Source organism: Bradyrhizobium sp. Cp5.3 (assembly GCF_000426265.1).
In the GTDB taxonomy this organism is placed as follows: Bacteria; Pseudomonadota; Alphaproteobacteria; order Rhizobiales; family Xanthobacteraceae; genus Bradyrhizobium; species Bradyrhizobium neotropicale.
On the sequence record NZ_AUFA01000040.1, the window covers coordinates 42448 to 61419 of the forward strand.

The following is an 18972-nucleotide window of genomic DNA, read 5'->3' on the forward strand; positions in this document are numbered from 1 at the left end:
CCGCCAGTGAGCCGAGCGCGACCTACGATCGCGCTGCGTCCAATGCACGTCTGCAACAATCTGAGATTGCAATCACGATCCGAGTTCAGAACGTCAGCGTGCCGCGGATGATCAGGGCGCCAAGTCGCCTTCCTCAACAGTCGCGACAGATCGATCCTTCCAACATCTTATCAAGCCGCGCGTCGTCGCCATCGATAGCGGGGTCCATACCGAGCAGCGGCCCGCTCATGGCGTGCCCGCCGGTGCCTGACGACGGCAGCGCGGTGCCGAGCGAATTCGTTCCGGGAGCCGCCGCACTCGTTCCGAGCACCCCGCCGCTTTCCATTGACATGTGCGGTCCTGAACCGCCGCGGGCGAACGCCACGCCCGAAAGCGCAACGCAGGAGACGATGCAGAAAATCCTAAGCGGCCTCATGACTCAAACTCCGGGTGTAAGGGCTAGCTGCAGCTAGAGCCAGCCGGGCAGTTTGGCCATGCACAATCACGCGAGCATCATGACCATTACGACATGATCAAAGACTCGTTGCTGCACGTCTCAACTCTCACATCACTCCGACTCCCGCATTTGAAATTATTCCGCGATCTCGCAACATTGATGATCGTCCAGTCGCGCAACGGTGACGAATATTCTGCAGCATTCGGCCCACGAGTGCCTATATCGGTCGTGATACACAACAACCCTTCGAAACGCCCCGAACGAGCAGCGATCATCGCCACGGCGACTCTCCGCACACGACAAGCAATGGAGAATCGCTATGGGTGTATTCAAGATCCTGATCGCCGCGACATTGATTTCAACTGCAACTATCTCATCCGCCTCGGCCGCGTGGTCCTTCGCGGATCAGGAGCCCGCGACCTTTGCATCGATGTACCCCGATCGCGACGTGCTCAACGGCGGCGCACTCACACCGGCGGGTCGGATGGGCCTCGAACGTCCCGGTGGCGCTGCGCCGGTGTTCGCCTGGCACCACATCTACGGCGGCCATCGGCATCGCTGACCAAAACACCCTCGCTCCGCGCAATTGCGAAATTTAACAAGTCCTAAGCGGGCGTAACGAGCGTCGCCGTGCGGATTCCGCTTATAGTTCCAGCTCGCCCTCCCGGGCGCGCTCCGCCGCTAAATCGGAGCGCGCCGGGACGGCGCCGAAACTGGCGACATCACGGAGGTCTTTCACTTGGCTACGAGCGGACGCGACGGGGCAATGTCAACAATCGCCCGGCAACTTGCAAAGCTCCTCATCGCTGCCGTCCTGCTTGCCGGCGACGGCCTGGGCGTCTCCGCGCAGGAGCGATACGACCCCGGCGCGAGCGACACCGACATCAAGATCGGCAACATCATGCCCTATAGTGGTCCGGCATCAGCCTACGGCATCATCGGCAAGGCGATGAGCGCGTATTTCCGCATGATCAACGAGGACGGCGGCATCAATGGCCGAAAGATCAATTTTATCTCGTATGACGATGCGTACAGCCCACCCAAGGCGATCGACGAGGCCCGAAGGCTCGTCGAGAGCGACGAGGTGCTTGCGATCTTCGCTCCGTTTGGCACGGCAAGCAACATTGCGATCCAGAAGTATTTGAACGCGCGACATGTGCCCCAGCTCTTTGCAATAACCGGGGCCTCGCGCTTTGACGATCCCGCAAATTTCCGCTGGACCATCGGTTGGCAGCCGAGCTACCGGACCGAAGCGCGCATCTATGCGGCCTACATCCTGAAGCACTATCCGGATGCGAGGATCGGCATCCTCTATCAGAACGACGAGTTCGGGCGGGACTATCTCGTCGGATTGAGGGACACGCTTCAGGACAAGTACGATCGGATGGTCGTGTCCAGCCTGTCCTATGACGTCAGCACGCCGACGATCGATTCACAGATCGTCGCGATCAAGGCCGCGGCTCCCGAGATATTCATCAACATTGCCACGCCGAAATTCGCGGCCCAGGCGATCAGGAAGCTCGCAGAACTGGATTGGCATCCCGTCCACATCATGACGAACGTATCGGTCTCTGTCGGCGCTGTGCTGAAGCCAGCCGGCTTGGATAACGCGAGGGAACTCCTCAGCGCGGGCTATCAGATGGACGTGACCGATCCGCAGTGGGACGCCCACCCGGGCATGCAGCGCTTCCGCGCGTTCATGGCAAGGTACATGCCGGATGTAGATCGATCGGAGAGCGGCCCGTTGATCGCGTTCAGCATGTCAACCGCACTCACGGAGGTGATACGTCGCTGCGGCGACGATCTCACCCGCGAGAACATCATGAGAGTGGCAACCGATTTCGATTTCGAGATCGCGACTTACATTCCCGGCGTCCGGATCAAGACGTCACCGACGGACTATCGTCCGATCGAGCAACTTCAGATGATGCGCTTTACCGGCGACCGATGGCAATGGTTCGGGCCGCTACTCGACGGACGCGGGGATGGGACGACACTCTCATCCGACTAGCTGCAAACCAGGCACGACTTCGTGCAAAGGCGAAAATGATCGTTCGATTGTTACTGCCCATCCGGTACATGCGTACACACCTTGGCGGGGCAAGCCGTGACTTTCTCCGGCTTCGCTTTGTCAAGGAGACGTTCGATGACTACACTGAAGCTCTTGTCCGCCGGACTGATCGTTGCGGCCACTTTCGCAGCCCCCGCGATGGCCCGCGAGAACAGCACGCATGCGCGGCGCACCGTAGCCGATGCCTACGCGTCGGCTCAGCGCATTCCGGCCATGTCCAAGCGCGGCTGCGTCCGGGCGCCTGACGTCGGCTCGTATGCAAGTGCCCCGTGGCGCCGTCCCCCCTGCGAGCCCACCACCGGCTACTGAGCTCGGCCCGCGTCTGCGCGCGGAGCGCAGAGTTGGAAGGAAGAATGGCAGCTTGCCCGAGGCCGCCATTCTTCCGGCCAAGCATATCGAATCTCCGGACCCGAGCAGTCTCGCCTAACCGAGGCCGCCATCGACCTGAAAGCATTGCCGTGTGATGCGCTGGCTTTCGTCCGACGCCAGGAACAGCGCCACGCGTGCGATGTCGCCGGGCGTCACCGCGTCGGGAATAGCCTGACGCGAGCGAAGCTCGGCGATCTTCTGCTCGTCCGGAAACCAGAGCCGACGCTGGCGCTCCGTGATCACCATGCCGGGAGCGATGGCGTTGACGCGGATGCGGTCGGGGCCGACGAGTCGGGCGAGCGAGTTGGTGAAGCCGACGATCGCCGCCTTCGCCGCCGCGTAGGCCGGCAGCGCCGGCGCGCCGCGCATCCATGCCACCGACGACATGTTGATGATCGAACCGCCGCCGCGCGCCTGCATCTGCGGCACGATCGCCTGCGCCGCGAAGAAGACGTGCCTGAGGTTGACGCCCATCATCCAGTCGAACTCGGCCGGCGTCACTTCGGAGAGAACCTGACGTTGATCGTTGGCGGCGTTGTTGACGAGGACCGCCGCATCGCCAAGCACACCTCGGACCTGCGCCATCGCGCTGCGCAAGGCGTCGATGTCGAGGAGGTCGCAGGGCACAAACAGCGGCGCGGCGCCGGACACATCTGCCACTTCATCGACCAGCGCCTCGCCGGCTTCCGTATCGATGTCAACAAATGCAACGCGGGCCCCTTGCGCCGCGAACGCGTGCACGAAGGCCGCGCCGATGCCGCTGGCGCCTCCCGTGATCAACACCACACGGCCCGCGAGGCCGGAATAACTCGTCTCGGTCATGCGATCAGCCGCTCCGTCTCGGGGTCGAACAGGCAAATGCGCCGCGTATCGAGCGCGAAGTCGGCGGGCGCGCCCGGCGTGGGCCGGATATCGGGGGTGATGCGCGCCATCGCGGCTTCGCCGCCGAGGCGCAACAACACCATCGTCTCGGCACCGGTCGGCTCGACCATCTCCACCGGCGCGCTAACGACAATGGGCGCATCGCCGGAAAATACCCGGCTGCCCTCGGCGATGCATTCGGGCCTGATCCCCAGCACCACCTCACGGCCGACAAACGAGGCCGCCGCATCGTATCCCCGCAGGCGAAAGCGAACCTCGTCCGGCCGCCCGGCCCCGATCACGACCACCGGCCCGCCATTGTCGGCCTCGAGCCGTGCCGGCATCGTGTTCATCGGCGGCGAGCCCATGAAGCGCGCCACGAACAGATTGGCCGGATAGCGGTACACGGTGTCGGGATCGGCGAATTGCTGCACCTGTCCATGATGCATCACGGCGATCCGCGTCGCCATCGTCATCGCCTCGATCTGATCATGGGTGACATAGACGATGGTGGCGCCGATGCGCTGATGCAGCCGCTTGATCTCCATCCGCATCTCGACGCGCAGCTTGGCGTCGAGATTGGACAGCGGCTCGTCGAACAGGAAGAGGAGAGGATCGCGCACCAGGGCGCGCCCCATCGCCACACGTTGCCGCTGGCCGCCGGAGAGCTGCGACGGCTTGCGGCCGAGCAGAGGCTCGATCTGGAGCAGCTTCGCGACATTCGCGACCGCCGCGTCCTGCTCCGCCTTCGGCACATGACGGCATTCCATGCCGAAGGTGATGTTCTGGCGCACCGTCATCGACGGATAGAGCGCATAGGACTGGAACACCATGGCGATGTCGCGGTCCTTGGGCGGGACGTCGTTGACGACGCGGCCGCCGATTTCGACGGTGCCGGAGCTCGCACGATCGAGCCCGGCGACGATGTTGAGCAGCGTGGACTTGCCGCAGCCGGACGGTCCGACCAGCACGGTGAATTCGCCGCTCTCGATGTCGAGATTGATGCCTTTCAGCACCTCCAGATTGGCGTAGCGCTTGGATAGGGCGCGAATGCTTAGTGCCGTCATGACAACCCCATCATTTCACGGCTCCCGCGGTAAGGCCGCGTACGAAGTATCTGCCACCGAGGAGATAGATCAGCAGAGTGGGCAGCGCTGCGATGATCACCGCGGCGCTCTGCACGCCATGCTGCGGGATGTCTGCGACTGCGGCAGATAGCGCGATGAGAGCGGCCGTGACGGGCTGCTGTTGGCCGCTCGTGAACGTCACGCCATAGAGAAACTCGTTCCAGATGTGCGTGAACTGCCAGATCACGGTGACGATCAGGATGGGAGCCGAGAGCGGCAGAATGATGCGCCAGAAAATACGAAAGAACCCTGCGCCATCGATACGTGCGGCCCTGATCAGTTCATGTGGAATGGCGACATAGTAGTTTCGGCAGAACAGTGTGGTGAAGGAAAGCCCCTGGATCGTGTGAATCAGCACCAGACCCGTCAGCGTGTTGATGAGACCGATGTCCCGCAGCACGATGGTCCAGGGAAGCAGGCGCATCTGCTGGGGAAGGAAGAGGCCAAGCGTCACGATGCCGTAGATCCAGCTATCGCCGCGAAAACGCCAGAGCGACACGGCATAACCGGCGATCGCGCCGAGCATGGTAGAGAAAATCGTCGCAGGAATCGTGACGAGCGCGGAGTTCAGCATGTACGGCCGGATGCCGGCGCAGGTCTCGGCGACGCAGAAACCGCTCCAGGCAGCGGCGTAGTTGCTCCAGGCCCAATGTTTCGGCCAGCCGATCATCGAGGCCTGCGCGATCTCCTCGTTGGTACGGAGCGAGTTCAGCACGACAACAACCAGTGGCGCGAGCCAGGCTGCCGCGATCAGCGAGACGACGAGATAGATCAGAATCCGGGTCGGCGCGAAGGTTCGGTCACGCATGGGTGGCGCGCCGTTGCTGGATATATCGCCACGCCGCATAGGGCAGCAGCACCGCGAGAAGAATGAGCAACATCAGCACCGCCGCCGCCGCTCCCCGGCCGAGCAAGCTGCGCTGGAACATCAGGTCGTAGACCACAAGTGCCGGCAGTTGGGTCGCGATTCCGGGGCCGCCGTTGGTGAGCGCGCGAACGAGATCAAAGGTCGAAATCGCGAACTGTAGCTGGATGACGACGACGGTTACTGTGATCGGCCAAAGCGTCGGCAGAATGACGCGCCGGTACATTCGGAAAGGTCCGGCGCCGTCGATCTGCGCAGCCTTGACGAGGTCGGCGTCGACGGACCGAAGGCCGGCAAGGAACAGCGCCATGGCGAAGCCGGAGGATTGCCAGATCGCGGCGATGACAATAGTCCAGATTGCCATGTCGCGGTCGATCAGCCAGTCGAACTTGAAGGAGGTCCAGCCGAGATCGTGGACCAGCTTCTGGATTCCAACGCCAGGATTGAGCAGCCAACTCCAGACCGTGCCGGTGACGACGAACGACACGGCCAGCGGGTAGAGAAAGATGGACCGCAGCACGTTCTCGCCGCGAATGCGCTGATCGAGCAGGATCGCAAGCACGAGGCCGGTCACCACACTCAGCAGCACGAAAGCGCTGCCGAACAGCAGCAGATTGTCGAAGGCGATCTTCCAGTTCCGCGTCGCGAGCACAGCCGTGTAGTTGCGCAAACCCACCCAGCCGGAGACCGGTACAAGAGTGGATGGCGTGAACGAAATCCAGATCGTCCACAGCGAGAACGACACGAGGTGCGCTGCGGACAACAGCAGCGGCACCCAGATCGTCAGATATTCGGGCAGCCGGCGCAACGCGCCGGAAATCGCCGGCCGGCCCGGCCGCGTAGCTGTCGAGACGGCGTTGGTCAACGCGCGCTCTCGACGGCGTCGGCAAGGCGGGTGACCGCCTGCTCCGGTGTAACCGTCTTGTTCTTCACGTACTCCGTGATCACGTCGATCATCGCTGCGGTCATACCGTTTTCCTGCGCCATGTTGTGCGCGAGGCTCAGAACAGCCTGATTGCTGGCGATCGCGTCTTTCAGAGCTGCTGCGGTCCGCCGTTGACCGTCCGACCAGCCTTCACCGGAAAGATCGACATCGGTGCGCACGGGGATCGACCCCGTGATCTGCGAATACATCGTCTGGATCGCCGGATCCATGACGAGCTGGGCCATCAGCGTCTGGCCGGCTTGCAGGTCGGGCTCCTTGCGCTGCCAGAAGATGAACGCATCGGCGTTCAACAGGAAGACCGGCTTGGTATTGTCGCTCGGGCCGGGGGCGATGGTGAAATCGTCGAACTTGAAACCGGCGTTGCGCAATACGCCCTGCGCCCACCCGCCCATGATCATCATGCCCATGTCGCCGTCGACGAAGCGCTTCAGGTTGGTCGAAAAGTGTTGGGCGCCGACGTTGGGGTCCATCCAGTCGGCGATCTTGCGCACCTGCGCGAAGGCAGCCTTTATCTCGGGCCCCTTTAAGGCTTTTTCGTCAAGATTCATGATCGCCGCACGGTATGAAGTCGGACTGATGCCGGCGAGAGCGGCTTCGAACTTCTGTCCATCGTCCGGGCGGGTGCCGCCGTTGGCGATGGGATAGGTGACCCCGCCCGCTTTCATCTTTTCGGCAAGGTCGTTGAAGTCAGCCCAGGTGACGGGGATCTTGTCGGCCTTGGCCTTGTCCATCGCGCGTTTGGAGAGAAACAGCATGTTGGTGCTGTAGATCTGCAACGGCAGTGCAATCCATTTGCCCCCCGGCTTATGCAGGCGTGAGAGGTCTGGAGCGACAACCTTTTCGTAGCCGGCGGCGGCAACAAGGGCGTCGAGATCGACGGTCGGGGCAATCTTCGACCAGGCTGCGATCTCGGGACCTTTGAGCTGCGAACAGGCCGGTGGATCGCCGGCCATGATCTGAGCGCGCAGCTTGTTCATCATCTCGGTGGTGAAGCCGGGCACCGGCGAGTGCTGCCAAACCCCGCCCCTCTCCTCGAATTTCTTCCCAAGCGCCGTGATGGCCGCCCCGTCGCTGCCGGCGGACCATTGCGAGATCACGGTCAGGCGCGGCTTGGCCGCGCCTTGCGCACGGACAACCGCCGGCAGTGCGAGCGTGGCAGCAGATCCAGCGAGCAGACGACGCCTTGTTATCGTGATCGGCATGGCAAGTTCCTCCCGGGTGTGAACTCTGTGGCGCGAAGCCGCGCGGCTTTAGGGCATCTCAGGCGGCCTCCGTCGATGCGGCCGGCATGCCGCCGCGGCAAGCAAGGCAATAGGCGGCAAACGCCAGCGCGGCCCTCGGATCGTTGCCGTTCGACGGCGGCACGAAAGCGAGCGACACCTGCGCGAGTTTGCGCCCGCCGAGTAGGCAAGCATCGATCCCGTCGATCAGAGCCTTTCGATCGGCCTCCGCCAGAAGCGACGGCCAGCCCGAGATGGCCACGCCACAGCAGGGCTTTACGTTCAGCGTGTTCCCGATCGCGAGGCCAAGCCGGTACAGGCGAAGCCGCAGCTCCTGCCGCACGCGGGACGAAATCGGGATCGCGGTCACCCAGTCGCTGCCGAGCCGGAGCAACTCCGGCTCGGGCACGCCGAGAATCCCGGCCAGGGCGGGAAGCGACGTATAGGCTTCGACACAGCCGTGATGGCCGCAGCGGCAACGCGGCCCGCCCTCGCCGAACACCATGTGGCCGAGCTCGACGGGTTGCAGGGCGTCGGCGTCGATCGCATCGTCCATCCAGGCGCCGGCAACGCCCTGGCCGACGAAGACGAACAGATGCGCGCCGCTGAACGGATAGTCCTCCGTGCGGCAGCGGTGAAACGTGGCATGCGCCACGACCGAATTGGTGAACTCGGCCTGCACGCCCGCGAACATCTCGCCAAGCATGCCGCGAATGCGTCCGACGTCGCAGGGGATGATGGGATTGTCCGATACGCTCAACCGGCCAAGGCCGGGAACCGAGACGCCGATCTGCGACAGCCGGACCCGGTGTCGCTGTGTCCAGTCCCGCACCGACGTTAGCGCCTCGAGAAACACGCGGCCCACGGATTCGGCGGTCGGCGTTTTCGGCAGCGGCAGCCGCTCGGTGTAGTGCAGCTCGCCGGACATCGCGCCGACGCCCACACTCAGCGACTGCCCCGTGAGCTCGATAGCCGCCAGGGCCACGGAACCGTCGAGGGACACGAGCGCTGTTGGGCCGCCGAAGTAAGGCGCAGGCCGCCGAATTTCCTCGATCAGCCCTTCCGCCTTCAGGTCGAACAGGATGCGCGACAGGCTCGCCTCAGACAGGCGCACCGCCTTGGCTAGAGGTGGCCGAAACATGCCGCCCGATTGAAGCAGATGCCCCAAGATGGCCGCACGCGTCTGCCGCCGACTTCTCGGCTGCTCAGACATTTCCATCCCTGTCGTCATTCTTACTTAGTGTAAGAATGGGCGCGCTGCGTCTCGCCTGTCAAGGCGCTTGCCGGCTCGATGCTGAGCGTGCCGTTGTGGCAGCAAGGATGGAAGGCGATTGTTCTTTTTGGTCCGCCGACTCGTTGGATGGAACTCTTCAAGTTTCATGCGAAGTCATTTCATCCAAAATCTCAGCGAAGGAACGGTGGCGCACGACGAAGATTGAGGCGCACGCCCTCTCAATATCGTCATCGGGAAGCGGAGCGAAGCAATCCAGAATTCGAGAAATTCAACTTTCGCCCCAGCCTAGATCGACCAGAAATATCTCTTACATATCAATATCTTATATCGATTATCATTCAGCGCACGAGAATCGCTGAAACTTGCCTCTGAAGACAAGGCAAACAAATCGTAAAGGAAGCAGCTTCCTCGCCCCTCCCGCCCCGCGATAGAGGTATCATATAACCGATAAAGCGCCTCTGTCGTGGCAAAAATGCGACAACGTCCGGTCATTTGTGCAACTTTTACGCGTTTGACCTAGATTGTCGCGCCGGTCCCTGCAAAGGTCAGGCGCATTTCCAGGGGGCCCCGCGTCCGTAGAATTCGGAGACGGGTGGAGGTTAAATTGTTTGGGCGCATTCTCATTTCTAGTACGTTGTTTCTGATTCCGTGCGGCGGCGCGGTAGCGGAGCAATTCTCGATCAACGATGCTTTGAAGCAGGCCGTACATACCAATCCGGGCGTCGGCGAAGCGTCTGCCAACCGCCGCGCCACCGAAAGCGAGCTTCGACAGACCCAGAGCACGCTGCTGCCGCAGGTTCGCGTCGAAGCGCGGTGGGGTCCCGAAAAATTCGACCAGAGCGCTGCCGTAACCAGCAGTACCGCCCTACCCATCCCGGTGGCCGGAAATGGCTCCTGGCGAAACGGATCGCAGGAATCCGTCGTCGTGCGGCAGATCCTGTTCGACGGCTTCGCATCGATCCAGGACATCTGGCGGCAGACCGCCCGCGTCAACGCGGCGGCTTTCCGTGTGCGCGAACGCACCGAGCTGATCGCTCTCGACGCTGCGGAAGCCTATGTCGACGTCACGCGCTATTTGCGACTGGTCACGACCGGCGAGCAGAACGTCGCCGCTCACGAGAAGATTTTCGCCAACGTCAACACGCGCTTCTCCGGCGGACGGGCCGGCGAAGGCGACCTCGAACAGGCGCGCGAACGCGTTGAAGCTGCACGTGCCGCGCTTACCGAATTCCGCCGGAGCCTGGAGGAGGCCCGCGCCAAGTACCGCAAGGTCGTGGGACTTGAGCCCATCAATGTTCGTTTTCCGGGTCCACTGGGCGGCATGCCGTCGACCCGCGACGAGGCGCTTGCAACCACCGTGCGCTTCAATCCCACCATCCAGGCTGCGCAGGCCGACGCTGATGCGGCAAAGCACGCATTTCGGGTGACGGACGGCGCTTTCGTTCCGACCTTCTCGCTCGAAGGCCGGGCGACCCACAACGACAATACCTATCCGTACCTCGGCGTCACTCACGACGACTACAGCGGCAAGGTCGTGATGTCCTGGGATGTGTTCCGGGGCGGCCAGGATGTCTGGCGGCGGTCCGAGATGGCCGAACGCTATGTCGAGACCACCGCGCGACACGCGCGCCTGCAGCGTGACGCCATCGAGTCCATCGACAAGGCCTGGGCGGCGCGCACGGTCACCGCGACGCGGATCGCGACCCTGGTGCGGGAACTAGACGCCGCCCGGAAGACCATTGCGGCGTACCAGAAGGAATATGAGCTCGGCCAGCGCTCGCTGATCGATCTCTTGAATGCCCAGAACCAGTATTTCAACACGCTGGTCTCGTTGACTTCGGCACGCGGCGTCGTGGTGTTCGCCGACTACCAACTGCTGGCGGCCATGGGCACGCTGCTCGAGTACCTGAAGGCTCCGCCGCCGGTTGATGCGGCACCGGTGGATCTGGGGATATTCGGAACGCCGGACTACAGGGCGCCCACGCTGCGCGTGAAGCTGCCGCAGACGGGCTCCGAGCCGCTGAAGGTCGCAGTGCCGGAAGCCCAGCCGGCTCCCCAGCGTCTGGGCTATGCGAGCGAAACGCCCGAGGCTGATCTGTTCAGGGATAGATGGCCGCGTGGGGCTAATCAGGCGAGCATGACGGGAGCATCGGAGTGGCTCACGCAGCAGCGAAGTACCAGTAATCCCCCCGTATTGACCCCCTCCCCGGTCACCGCTTATGCAGCGGACAAGAAGCCGCATTGGCTGGCGACGGCGTTCGAGCCGGTTCAGAGATAGCCCCGCCCCGCGAATGGGAGCGGGTCGTGAAATCCGCTTGGCAGGTTGGCCAAGCGGCGGAAGGCGCTCCTAAGATTAACCTTTAGGCGCGCTTTTCGCCGGTTAACCAAATGATTCCTCTGCGTTTTCCGCTATGGTGGAATGACGGTTCGCTGCTCGCTCCGCATCATTTCATTTTGGGCATTGGCAATTGTTGTTTCGATCATCCGAGTCCAGGCGCGCGCCTGACCGCCCCGTTGCTGAGGTGACGGCTGCACCTGAACCCAAGCAGGCGGCAGGTCACCTCGACGATCCGCTTGCATCATCGCTGATGTATCTGGCGGCCTATCATGGCCGCGCCGTCAGCCGCGAAGCATTGCTGGGCGGCCTGCCGATCCTTGATGGACGATTGTCAGTCCCCCTCTATGACCGCGCAGCCCGGCGTGCCGGACTTGAGACCGAAGCCGTCAAGCGTGACATTGCAGACATTCCCGCGCTGGTTCTGCCGGCCGTCCTGATCATGAAGAACGGGACGACGCTGATCCTCGTGGAGTTCGATCAGACCGGACGCAACGCCAAAGTCCTCAATCCGTCCTCGACGCCTCACAGCCCGGAGCTTCACCCGATTCAGGCCATCTCGGCCGGCTACACCGGATATGCATTCTTCGTCCGGGCCGCAGCCGAGAGCAACGCACGCGTCGTTGCCGCCGGCGACCTGCCGCGAAGTCACTGGTTCTGGTCAACCGCCAAAGTGCATTGGCGCAGCTACGGCCACATCGCTCTCGCCGCCCTCCTCGTCAACATGCTCGCGCTCGCCACGCCGCTGTTCACGATGAGCGTTTACGACCGCGTCGTGCCCAACGGCGCCATTCCTTCGCTGATCGCGCTGTCGGTCGGGATGGGCCTTGCCATCCTGTTCGACTTCGTACTGCGAACCGTGCGAAGCAAGATGATCGATGTGACCGGCAAGACCATGGACGTGGTGCTGGCCGCGAACATTTTCGAGCACATCATGTCGGTCAAGATGGCGCAGCGGCCGACCTCGGTCGGCATCGTCGCCAACCAGCTCCGCGACTTCGATTCGGTCCGCGAGTTCTTCACCTCGGGCAGCGTGGTTTCGGCGACTGATCTGCTCTTCGCCCTGATCTTCATCGGCGTCCTCTTTGCGATCGCGGGTCCGCTTGCCTGGATCCCGCTCGCGATGTTGCCGATCATGATCATCATCGGCCTGACGGTGCAGCGCCCGCTGGACCGCGCCATGAAGCGATTGCAGGCGGAATCGGCGGCACGGCATGGGGTGCTGATCGAATCCCTGTCCGGCATCGAGACCGTGCGGGCGACCGGCGCCGAGTCGCGGATGCAAACGGCCTGGGAGCGCTCCGTCGCGGCCACCGCACGCTCCGGCGAGGACGTGCATTTCTGGGCCTCGCTTGCCCTGACCAGCACCAACACCGCCCAGCAGGCGACGAGCCTCCTGCTGGTCGTGATCGGCGTGCTCCTCATTCTGGACGGCAAGCTCTCGATGGGCGCGCTGGTCGCGGCCAACATGCTGGCCGGTCGCGTGCTGGCGCCGATCGCCGGCCTCGCGTCGGTCATCACGCGCGGCACCCAGACGCTGTCGGCGCTGAAGTCGATCGACCGCATCATGTCGCTGGAACGGGAGCGGTCGCCGCAGCGCGCCTACGTGTCCCGAAAAATCGACCAGGGGCGCATCAGCTTCGACAACGTCAGCTTCACCTATCCGAATGCGCCGGGCAAGGCACTCGACAAGGTGACGTTCAAGATCGAAAGCGGCGAGCGCGTCGGCATCATTGGGCGCGTCGGATCAGGGAAAACGACGGTCGGCCGGCTCCTGGTGGGCTTCTACGAACCGCAGGAAGGACGCATCCTCGTCGACGGCGTCGACTCGCGCCAATACGATCCCGCCGATCTGCGCGCCGGCATCGGCTTTGCCCTGCAGGATACCGATCTCTTCTTCGGCAAGTTGCGCGACAACATCGCCCTCGGCAAGCCCGAGGCGACCGACGAGGAAGTGCTTCATGCCGCCCGTCTGTCCGGGGTGGAAAGCTTCATCGCCGGACATCCGATGGGCTATGACATGCCCATCGCCGAGGGCGGCCGCAGCCTCTCGGGCGGTCAGAAGCAGGCGATTGGCCTGGCGCGTGTCCTGATCAGGAATCCGCGCATTCTGTTCATGGACGAGCCGACCGCGCATTTCGACGTGCGCAGCGAAGCCGAATTTCTCGAGCGGCTGAAGGCAATCCACGGCGATCGCATGACCCTGATCATCTCGACCCACCGCCTCTCGCTGCTGAATGCGGTCGATCGGCTGCTGCTGTTCGACAGCGGCCGCCTCGTCGCCGACGGGCCGCGCGACAAGGTGCTCGCCCTGCTCCAGGGCAAGCCGAACGGGCCATCCGCCGAGACTTCGCCTCACCCCAATTTATCCCGGGCTCAATCACAGGGCTGAACCCATGGCCTCCTCTGATTTCGCCTTCGCCAACGACGTTCGTGCCGCCGCGATGCTGCGCACGCCGCGAACCTCGCGCATGCTTCTGATGACATTCCTCGCCATGCTCGTGGTCTTCGTGGGCTGGGCGCATTTTGCCATCCTGGACGAGGTCAAGCGCGGCAACGGCCGCGTCGTGCCGTCGCGGCAGATGCAGGTGGTGCAGTCGCTCGAAGGCGGGATTGTCGGCGAGATCCTGGTGCAGGAGGGAGCGATCGTCCAGCAGGGACAATCCCTGATGCGCATCGACGACACCAAGTTCGCTTCCGAATTCGGCGAGATCAGGGAACGGCGCGCTGCGATGGCCGCGCGCGTCGCCCGCCTCGAGGCCGAAGCCAGGGGCAAGAGCGAACTGAGCTTCCCCGATCAACTCGACCAAGTGGTGCCGTCGGCCGTGGCTGCGGAGACCAGCGTGTTCAAGATGCGCGCGCAGAAACTGGCGCAGGATGTCGACGTCCTGAACCAGCAGGTCACCCGCCTGACCGGGACGCTGAAATTGCTCGATCGGGAGCTGTCGCTGACGCGGAAGCTGTACGAGCAGAAGGTCGTGCCGGAAATCGAGATGTTGCGCCTCGACCGTCAGGCGACCGAGATGAGAGGGCAGCTCGCCGAGGCTCAATCGAAGATCGCGAGCACGGTCTCTTCTTTCCGCTCCCAGGCGGACGAGGATCTTGCGAAGTCCAAGGGTGACCTCGCCGTGCTCGATGAGAACATCAAATCGGCGCAGGACCGGGTCCGGCGAACCGATCTGAAAGCGCCGGTACATGGGATCGTCAACAAGCTGAACGTGACCACCGTGGGAGCGGTCGTGCAGCCCGGCGCCAACGTCATGGACATCGTTCCCCTCGACGACACGCTGCTGGTCGAAGGCCGTATTCGGCCCCAGGACATTGCTTTCATCCGGCCCGGCCAGGATGCGGTGGTGAAGATCTCGGCCTACGACTCGTCCGTCTATGGCTCGCTGAAGGGCAAGGTCGAGCGCATCAGCGCCGATACCATCGTCGACGACAAGGCTGAAAAGACGCCGGACCGCCAGGAGAGCTTCTACCGCGTCATGATACGTACGGAGAAGAACCATCTGGGGACGGAAGAGAAACCGCTGCCGATCATTCCCGGCATGGTCACGACGGTCGAAATCCTGACCGGCGAGAAGTCGGTTCTGGATTACATCCTCAAGCCGGCCCGTACCCTGAAGGATGAAGCCCTGCGCGAGCGCTGAGGCGGCACGGTTAACAAAACGCAAAGGCCGGAGCGACAATTTACCGGCCGGCCGAAGCCTGCGATTGACCGCCTTTGCGACAATCGCCCTGCCCTCCTCCGGCCTTAACTCCACCTAAGCGCCGCAGACCGCAGTCTCGATCCAACAACAGGATCGGGGCGTAGATCGACGCAATAGACGTTGACGACGCTCCCGGCAGGGGACGTCGTTTATGGCACTGCAATTGGAATTGCAGCGAGCAAGCATGCGCGCGCTTGGCGTGGGCCTGGCTGCATTGATCGCTACCTGCGCAACATCGCCCTCCCGGGCCGATGAGGCCATTGCATCGGACGCACAGGAAACGCTTGCGCCCGGCATGGACGCGGCAGCGCGCCCCCCGGCGACATTCTTCCGCATCAACGACGTGCTGGCGAAGCTCGATGCCATGCGCGGCCGCGGACCGAATGCGGTCCGTCTTGCGGCGCTCGCGCCCTCCAACATCGCAACCGACGCAACGCCCGAACCCAAGCAGGCAGCCCCAAGGGGTGACGAGCCATTCGGCCTGTTCACCTTCCGCGCGCCCGATGGGCTGCTATGGCGCAAGTGGCGGGGGCTCGAAGCCAAGCTCACCAAGGACACGGAGACGCTGAGGCAGTGCGAGGCCGATGCCGGCAATTGCCCTTCCAACGCCGCGCAGTTCCTCCGGCTGATCGGCGCCGTCAAATCGAAATCGGGACGCGACAGGCTCGACGAAGCGAACCGCGCCGTCAACATGGTCGTCCGCTACGTCAGCGACTTTGCCCAGCACGGCGAAGCCGATCGCTGGAGCTCGCCGCTGGAGACCTTCGCGACGGCGAAGGGTGATTGCGAGGATTATGCGATCGCGAAATACGTCGCGCTGCGTGAAGCCGGATTTCCGCGTGAGGACCTCCGGCTCGTGCTGGTCCGCGACCGCGCCGTGCGGCAAGACCACGCCGTGCTCGCCGCGCGCCTCGACGGGCAATGGCTCATCCTGGACAATCGGCGCAACAGCCTGATCGAGGATGGCGACGCGACGAGCTTCACCCCGCTGTTTGCCATCAATCATGACGGCGTCCACCTGTTCGCAACGCCCTACGCAAAACGGCAGCCGCTCACCGGCGAAATCGCGGCCGCACCTGCCGCCGAAAGCGGCGAGCGAGTCGAATGGACCGGAGACGAAGCGTTGGCCGGCGGTGGTGGCATCAGCGCCTTGCCGCTCTGGCTGTGAGGCGGGACGGAGACAGTCGGCCGTGCTGAAAAGAAAAACGCCACCGGTGGTGCCGGCGGCGTCTTCATTTTACGTGCTGTCCTACGTCGCCAGAAGCACGGCTCACGCGTGGTGGATCTGACCAGAAGCCAGAGTATTGGCGTTAATCCCCGTCAGAACCAGCATCATGTCCGCGCTTGCAACGTTCTCGGTAGCGCCACTCGCATTGGCGTAGATGACCGTGTCCGCCCCGCTCTGGAAATAGACGATCGAGTGGGCCGCCACGGTCGTCGGAGCCGAGGAGGAATGCGTCGCATCGTGGGTAATCCCGGAGATGGCCGAGAAATCGATCACGTCCGTGTTGCTGAAGTCCGAGATGACATCGTGTGCTGCGACGGTGCTGTCGCTGGTTGCCAGGTACTTGAAGGTATCGCTGCCGGAGCCGCCTGTGAGATTGTCGGCCCCGCCGTTTCCGATCAGGATGTCGTCTCCGCCGTTGCCCTTCAGGGTGTCGCTGAGATTGCTGCCAGTCAGGGTATCGGCCGACGCGCCGCCGACGAGGTCATTGTTGACCCCTGCGGTACCCGTCAACGAATGATCGCCGTCGACCGTGATGGCGATCGTCCCGGGGGGTGTCGTATCCGAGTCATGGTCGGTCACGGTCACGTTGAAGCTGAGGTCCTTGGATCCACTGTTATCCGCAGTCGTAACGCTCGTCAGTGCAACCTTCGCATTTGAATTATCGGAATAGAATTCGACATAGTCGATGAACTTGGTGCCTGTTGTGGTGGGCAAGGTCAGATCCTGCACACTCGTGACCGAGTCAAAGGCAGTCGTATTGTCCGTGTAGTGAATGACGTAAGTCACATCACTCGACTTCGAGAAATGAAAACTCGCAGATGATACGTTGGCAGAAGCTGTTGACGCAGGCGACAAACCACCCGGTCCGTCGTAGTCGGTAACTGCTCCAAAATCGAAACGCATAATCTCGCCGTTGGTGAAATTCCCGTTATCGACGCCCCATCCGTTATGGTTGCCGTTGATGGCATGCAGACTTATTCCAGCGGTCGCACTGCCTGCGGTCGCTTGCTCCCAATGGCTTAGATTGAATCCGCTGCCAGTGTCCCATCCACTCACGATCGCGAGTTGCGTGCTACCATGCAACAGAAGCTGCTGTTGAGCCGGTCCTGCACCGAACGCTGAGGAGCCGTCGATCGTCTGCCCCGTGTGGAACGCATCCAAGGGCGCCAGCTCATTGAACGTATATGCTCCATTGACTGCGTCGACAGTCAGCGTGAACACGTTGTTCTGCGTGTGATCCGTACCGGTGTACGCAACAAGCGTACTCGGATCCGCCGAGTCGACGAAGTAGTGAACCGCATTGCCGCCCGACGTGACACCAGATGGGCTAAGCCCATTGTTGGCATAAAGGCTCGCCGTCACCGGATGATCGGCGCCGCCATCGACGGCCATCTTTCCGACCAGCGTCAGGTTAGCCTCGTTCGCGATCACGCCGTGATCGATCGCGCCGAGCGTCGGCGTATCGTCGTTGATCGTGAGCGTGAGCGCCTTCGTGGCCGTGGTGCCATCGAAGTCAGTCAACGTGACGTTCACGATGCCCGTGGCCGATGAGGTACCCGCCGCGTGGTCATACGCGGCCGTCTGCTTGAAGGTATATGCGCCCGTGGCTTCGTTCAGGGTCAACACCCAGGCCGCAGCCGTCAGGGTCAGAATGGTCTGACCTGCGACGACCGCCGTGCTCGCGGTCGCGCCGCCGAGGCCTCCATTATAGCTGTAGGAGAACGGCGTCGTCGGGTTGGCTCCGTCGGGTCCGAAATTGAAGCTCATGGTGCCGGATTGCGTCTGCACCACGAACGCGTCGGTGTTGGAGTTGACGATATTGTCGTCACCCGCCGCATCGCTCGTCGTCGCCGTTGCCGCCGAAAGAGACGGCTGGCCGTTGAAGACGGTTATGGTCAGCGTCGTCACCGACGTATCGCCGTCGCCGTCCCTCAGCGTGTAGGAGAACACGTCCGTGCCCGACGCATTCGCGTCGGCGACATAGACGTAGGAGCCGTTCGAGCTAAGATACAAAGTACCGAACGCCCCGTGAAGGCCGCCAAGACCGCTGTTGTTGGTGATCGGCGTCGTGCTGGTGCCGGCCTGAACGCCCGAGATCGACGCCCCGTCCGCGCCCAGCGTATCCGCACCCGAATTCGTGGTGCCGACCGCGGTGATCACGTTGCCGCGGGCAGCGCCGAAGGCGGTCGTATCGGTATCCGCGCGCGCCGTCGGCACGTCGTCCACGATGTCGATCGTGAGCGAGGAGGTCTGCGTGTTGCCGTGCGAGTCCGTCACCGTGTAGTTGAACGTCTCGTGCTGGCCGTCGATCCCCGTACCCTGCGAGGTGTGGTTCGGGTCGTTCGTCAGCAGCGTGTAGCTGTAGCTGCCGTCGAGGTTGATCGTGAGGTCGCCGTAGGTGCCGTGCACCACCGTGTGATCCGCCGTCACCGCGGTCCCGTTGACCAGCGACACGGTCACGGCGTCACCCTGCGGGTCGGAGAACGTCAGGTGGTCGCCCGGCGCCGTGGTCGCGCCGACGCCCGGGTTCGAGCCGTCCGGAAGCCCGGCCTCGTTGACCTGGTCGGTCG

15 protein-coding genes are annotated in these 18972 nt (G+C 63.0%); 7 read left to right on the forward strand and 8 right to left on the reverse strand.

Annotation, left to right across the window (positions count from 1 at the left end):
• Window positions 1-133: 133 nt before the first annotated feature.
• Entirely contained in the window at window positions 134-331 is a 198-nt protein-coding gene (locus K289_RS0133590; protein WP_245284066.1) for a hypothetical protein, read from the reverse strand.
• A 424-nt stretch (window positions 332-755) separates the two neighbouring features.
• Between K289_RS0133590 and K289_RS0133595 the strand changes: the two genes are divergently transcribed.
• The 3 genes from K289_RS0133595 (at window position 756) to K289_RS0133605 (ending at window position 2816) form a co-directional block, all read left to right on the forward strand.
• A complete protein-coding gene (locus K289_RS0133595; protein WP_027555474.1) occupies window positions 756-998 on the forward strand; it encodes a hypothetical protein in 243 nt (80 codons plus the stop codon).
• Window positions 999-1202: 204 nt separating this feature from the next.
• The gene (locus K289_RS0133600; RefSeq protein WP_027555475.1) at window positions 1203-2447 is read left to right on the forward strand and encodes an ABC transporter substrate-binding protein; all 1245 of its coding nucleotides are present in this window, start codon (window positions 1203-1205) and stop codon (window positions 2445-2447) included.
• Window positions 2448-2582: 135 nt separating this feature from the next.
• Window positions 2583-2816, forward strand: coding sequence for a hypothetical protein (locus tag K289_RS0133605; protein WP_027555476.1), 234 nt, complete (start codon window positions 2583-2585; stop codon window positions 2814-2816).
• 114 nt (window positions 2817-2930) lie between these two features.
• On the opposite strand, the gene K289_RS0133610 is transcribed toward K289_RS0133605, so the two are convergent.
• The 6 genes from K289_RS0133610 to K289_RS0133635 are packed head-to-tail and all read right to left on the reverse strand — an operon-like array spanning window position 2931 to window position 9114.
• A complete protein-coding gene (locus K289_RS0133610) occupies window positions 2931-3698 on the reverse strand; it encodes an SDR family NAD(P)-dependent oxidoreductase (RefSeq protein ID WP_027555477.1) in 768 nt (255 codons plus the stop codon).
• On the reverse strand, window positions 3695-4804 hold the full coding sequence (locus K289_RS0133615) for an ABC transporter ATP-binding protein (protein ID WP_027555478.1): 1110 nt from the start codon (window positions 4802-4804) through the stop codon (window positions 3695-3697). Before K289_RS0133615 ends, K289_RS0133610 begins: the two co-directional genes overlap by 4 nt.
• A 10-nt stretch (window positions 4805-4814) precedes the next feature.
• A complete protein-coding gene (locus tag K289_RS0133620) occupies window positions 4815-5672 on the reverse strand; it encodes a carbohydrate ABC transporter permease (RefSeq protein ID WP_027555479.1) in 858 nt (285 codons plus the stop codon).
• Window positions 5665-6594, reverse strand: a complete 930-nt coding sequence (locus tag K289_RS0133625; protein ID WP_027555480.1) for a carbohydrate ABC transporter permease — start codon at window positions 6592-6594, stop codon at window positions 5665-5667. Before K289_RS0133625 ends, K289_RS0133620 begins: the two co-directional genes overlap by 8 nt.
• Complete coding sequence (locus K289_RS0133630) at window positions 6591-7877, reverse strand: ABC transporter substrate-binding protein (RefSeq protein WP_027555481.1); 1287 nt, start codon at window positions 7875-7877, stop codon at window positions 6591-6593. Before K289_RS0133630 ends, K289_RS0133625 begins: the two co-directional genes overlap by 4 nt.
• A gap of 58 nt (window positions 7878-7935) precedes the next feature.
• Window positions 7936-9114, reverse strand: coding sequence for an ROK family protein (locus K289_RS0133635; RefSeq protein WP_027555482.1), 1179 nt, complete (start codon window positions 9112-9114; stop codon window positions 7936-7938).
• A 619-nt stretch (window positions 9115-9733) separates the two neighbouring features.
• On the opposite strand from K289_RS0133635, the gene K289_RS0133640 reads away from it, so the two are divergent.
• The 4 genes from K289_RS0133640 to K289_RS0133655 all read left to right on the forward strand — a co-directional run bounded on the left by K289_RS0133640 (window position 9734) and on the right by K289_RS0133655 (window position 16342).
• Complete coding sequence (locus tag K289_RS0133640; protein ID WP_245284068.1) at window positions 9734-11407, forward strand: TolC family outer membrane protein; 1674 nt, start codon at window positions 9734-9736, stop codon at window positions 11405-11407.
• A gap of 310 nt (window positions 11408-11717) precedes the next feature.
• On the forward strand, window positions 11718-13856 hold the full coding sequence (locus K289_RS0133645; protein WP_156918332.1) for a type I secretion system permease/ATPase: 2139 nt from the start codon (window positions 11718-11720) through the stop codon (window positions 13854-13856).
• 4 nt (window positions 13857-13860) lie between these two features.
• Window positions 13861-15114 (forward strand): HlyD family type I secretion periplasmic adaptor subunit, encoded by a 1254-nt coding sequence (locus tag K289_RS0133650; protein WP_027555485.1) that lies wholly within the window; start codon window positions 13861-13863, stop codon window positions 15112-15114.
• Window positions 15115-15469: 355 nt separating this feature from the next.
• Window positions 15470-16342, forward strand: coding sequence for a transglutaminase-like cysteine peptidase (locus K289_RS0133655; protein ID WP_245284069.1), 873 nt, complete (start codon window positions 15470-15472; stop codon window positions 16340-16342).
• Window positions 16343-16444: 102 nt separating this feature from the next.
• Here K289_RS0133655 and K289_RS0133660 read toward each other — a convergent pair.
• Window positions 16445-18972 (reverse strand): Ig-like domain-containing protein (locus K289_RS0133660; RefSeq protein ID WP_027555487.1); only part of this gene is annotated, 2528 nt, incomplete at its 5' end.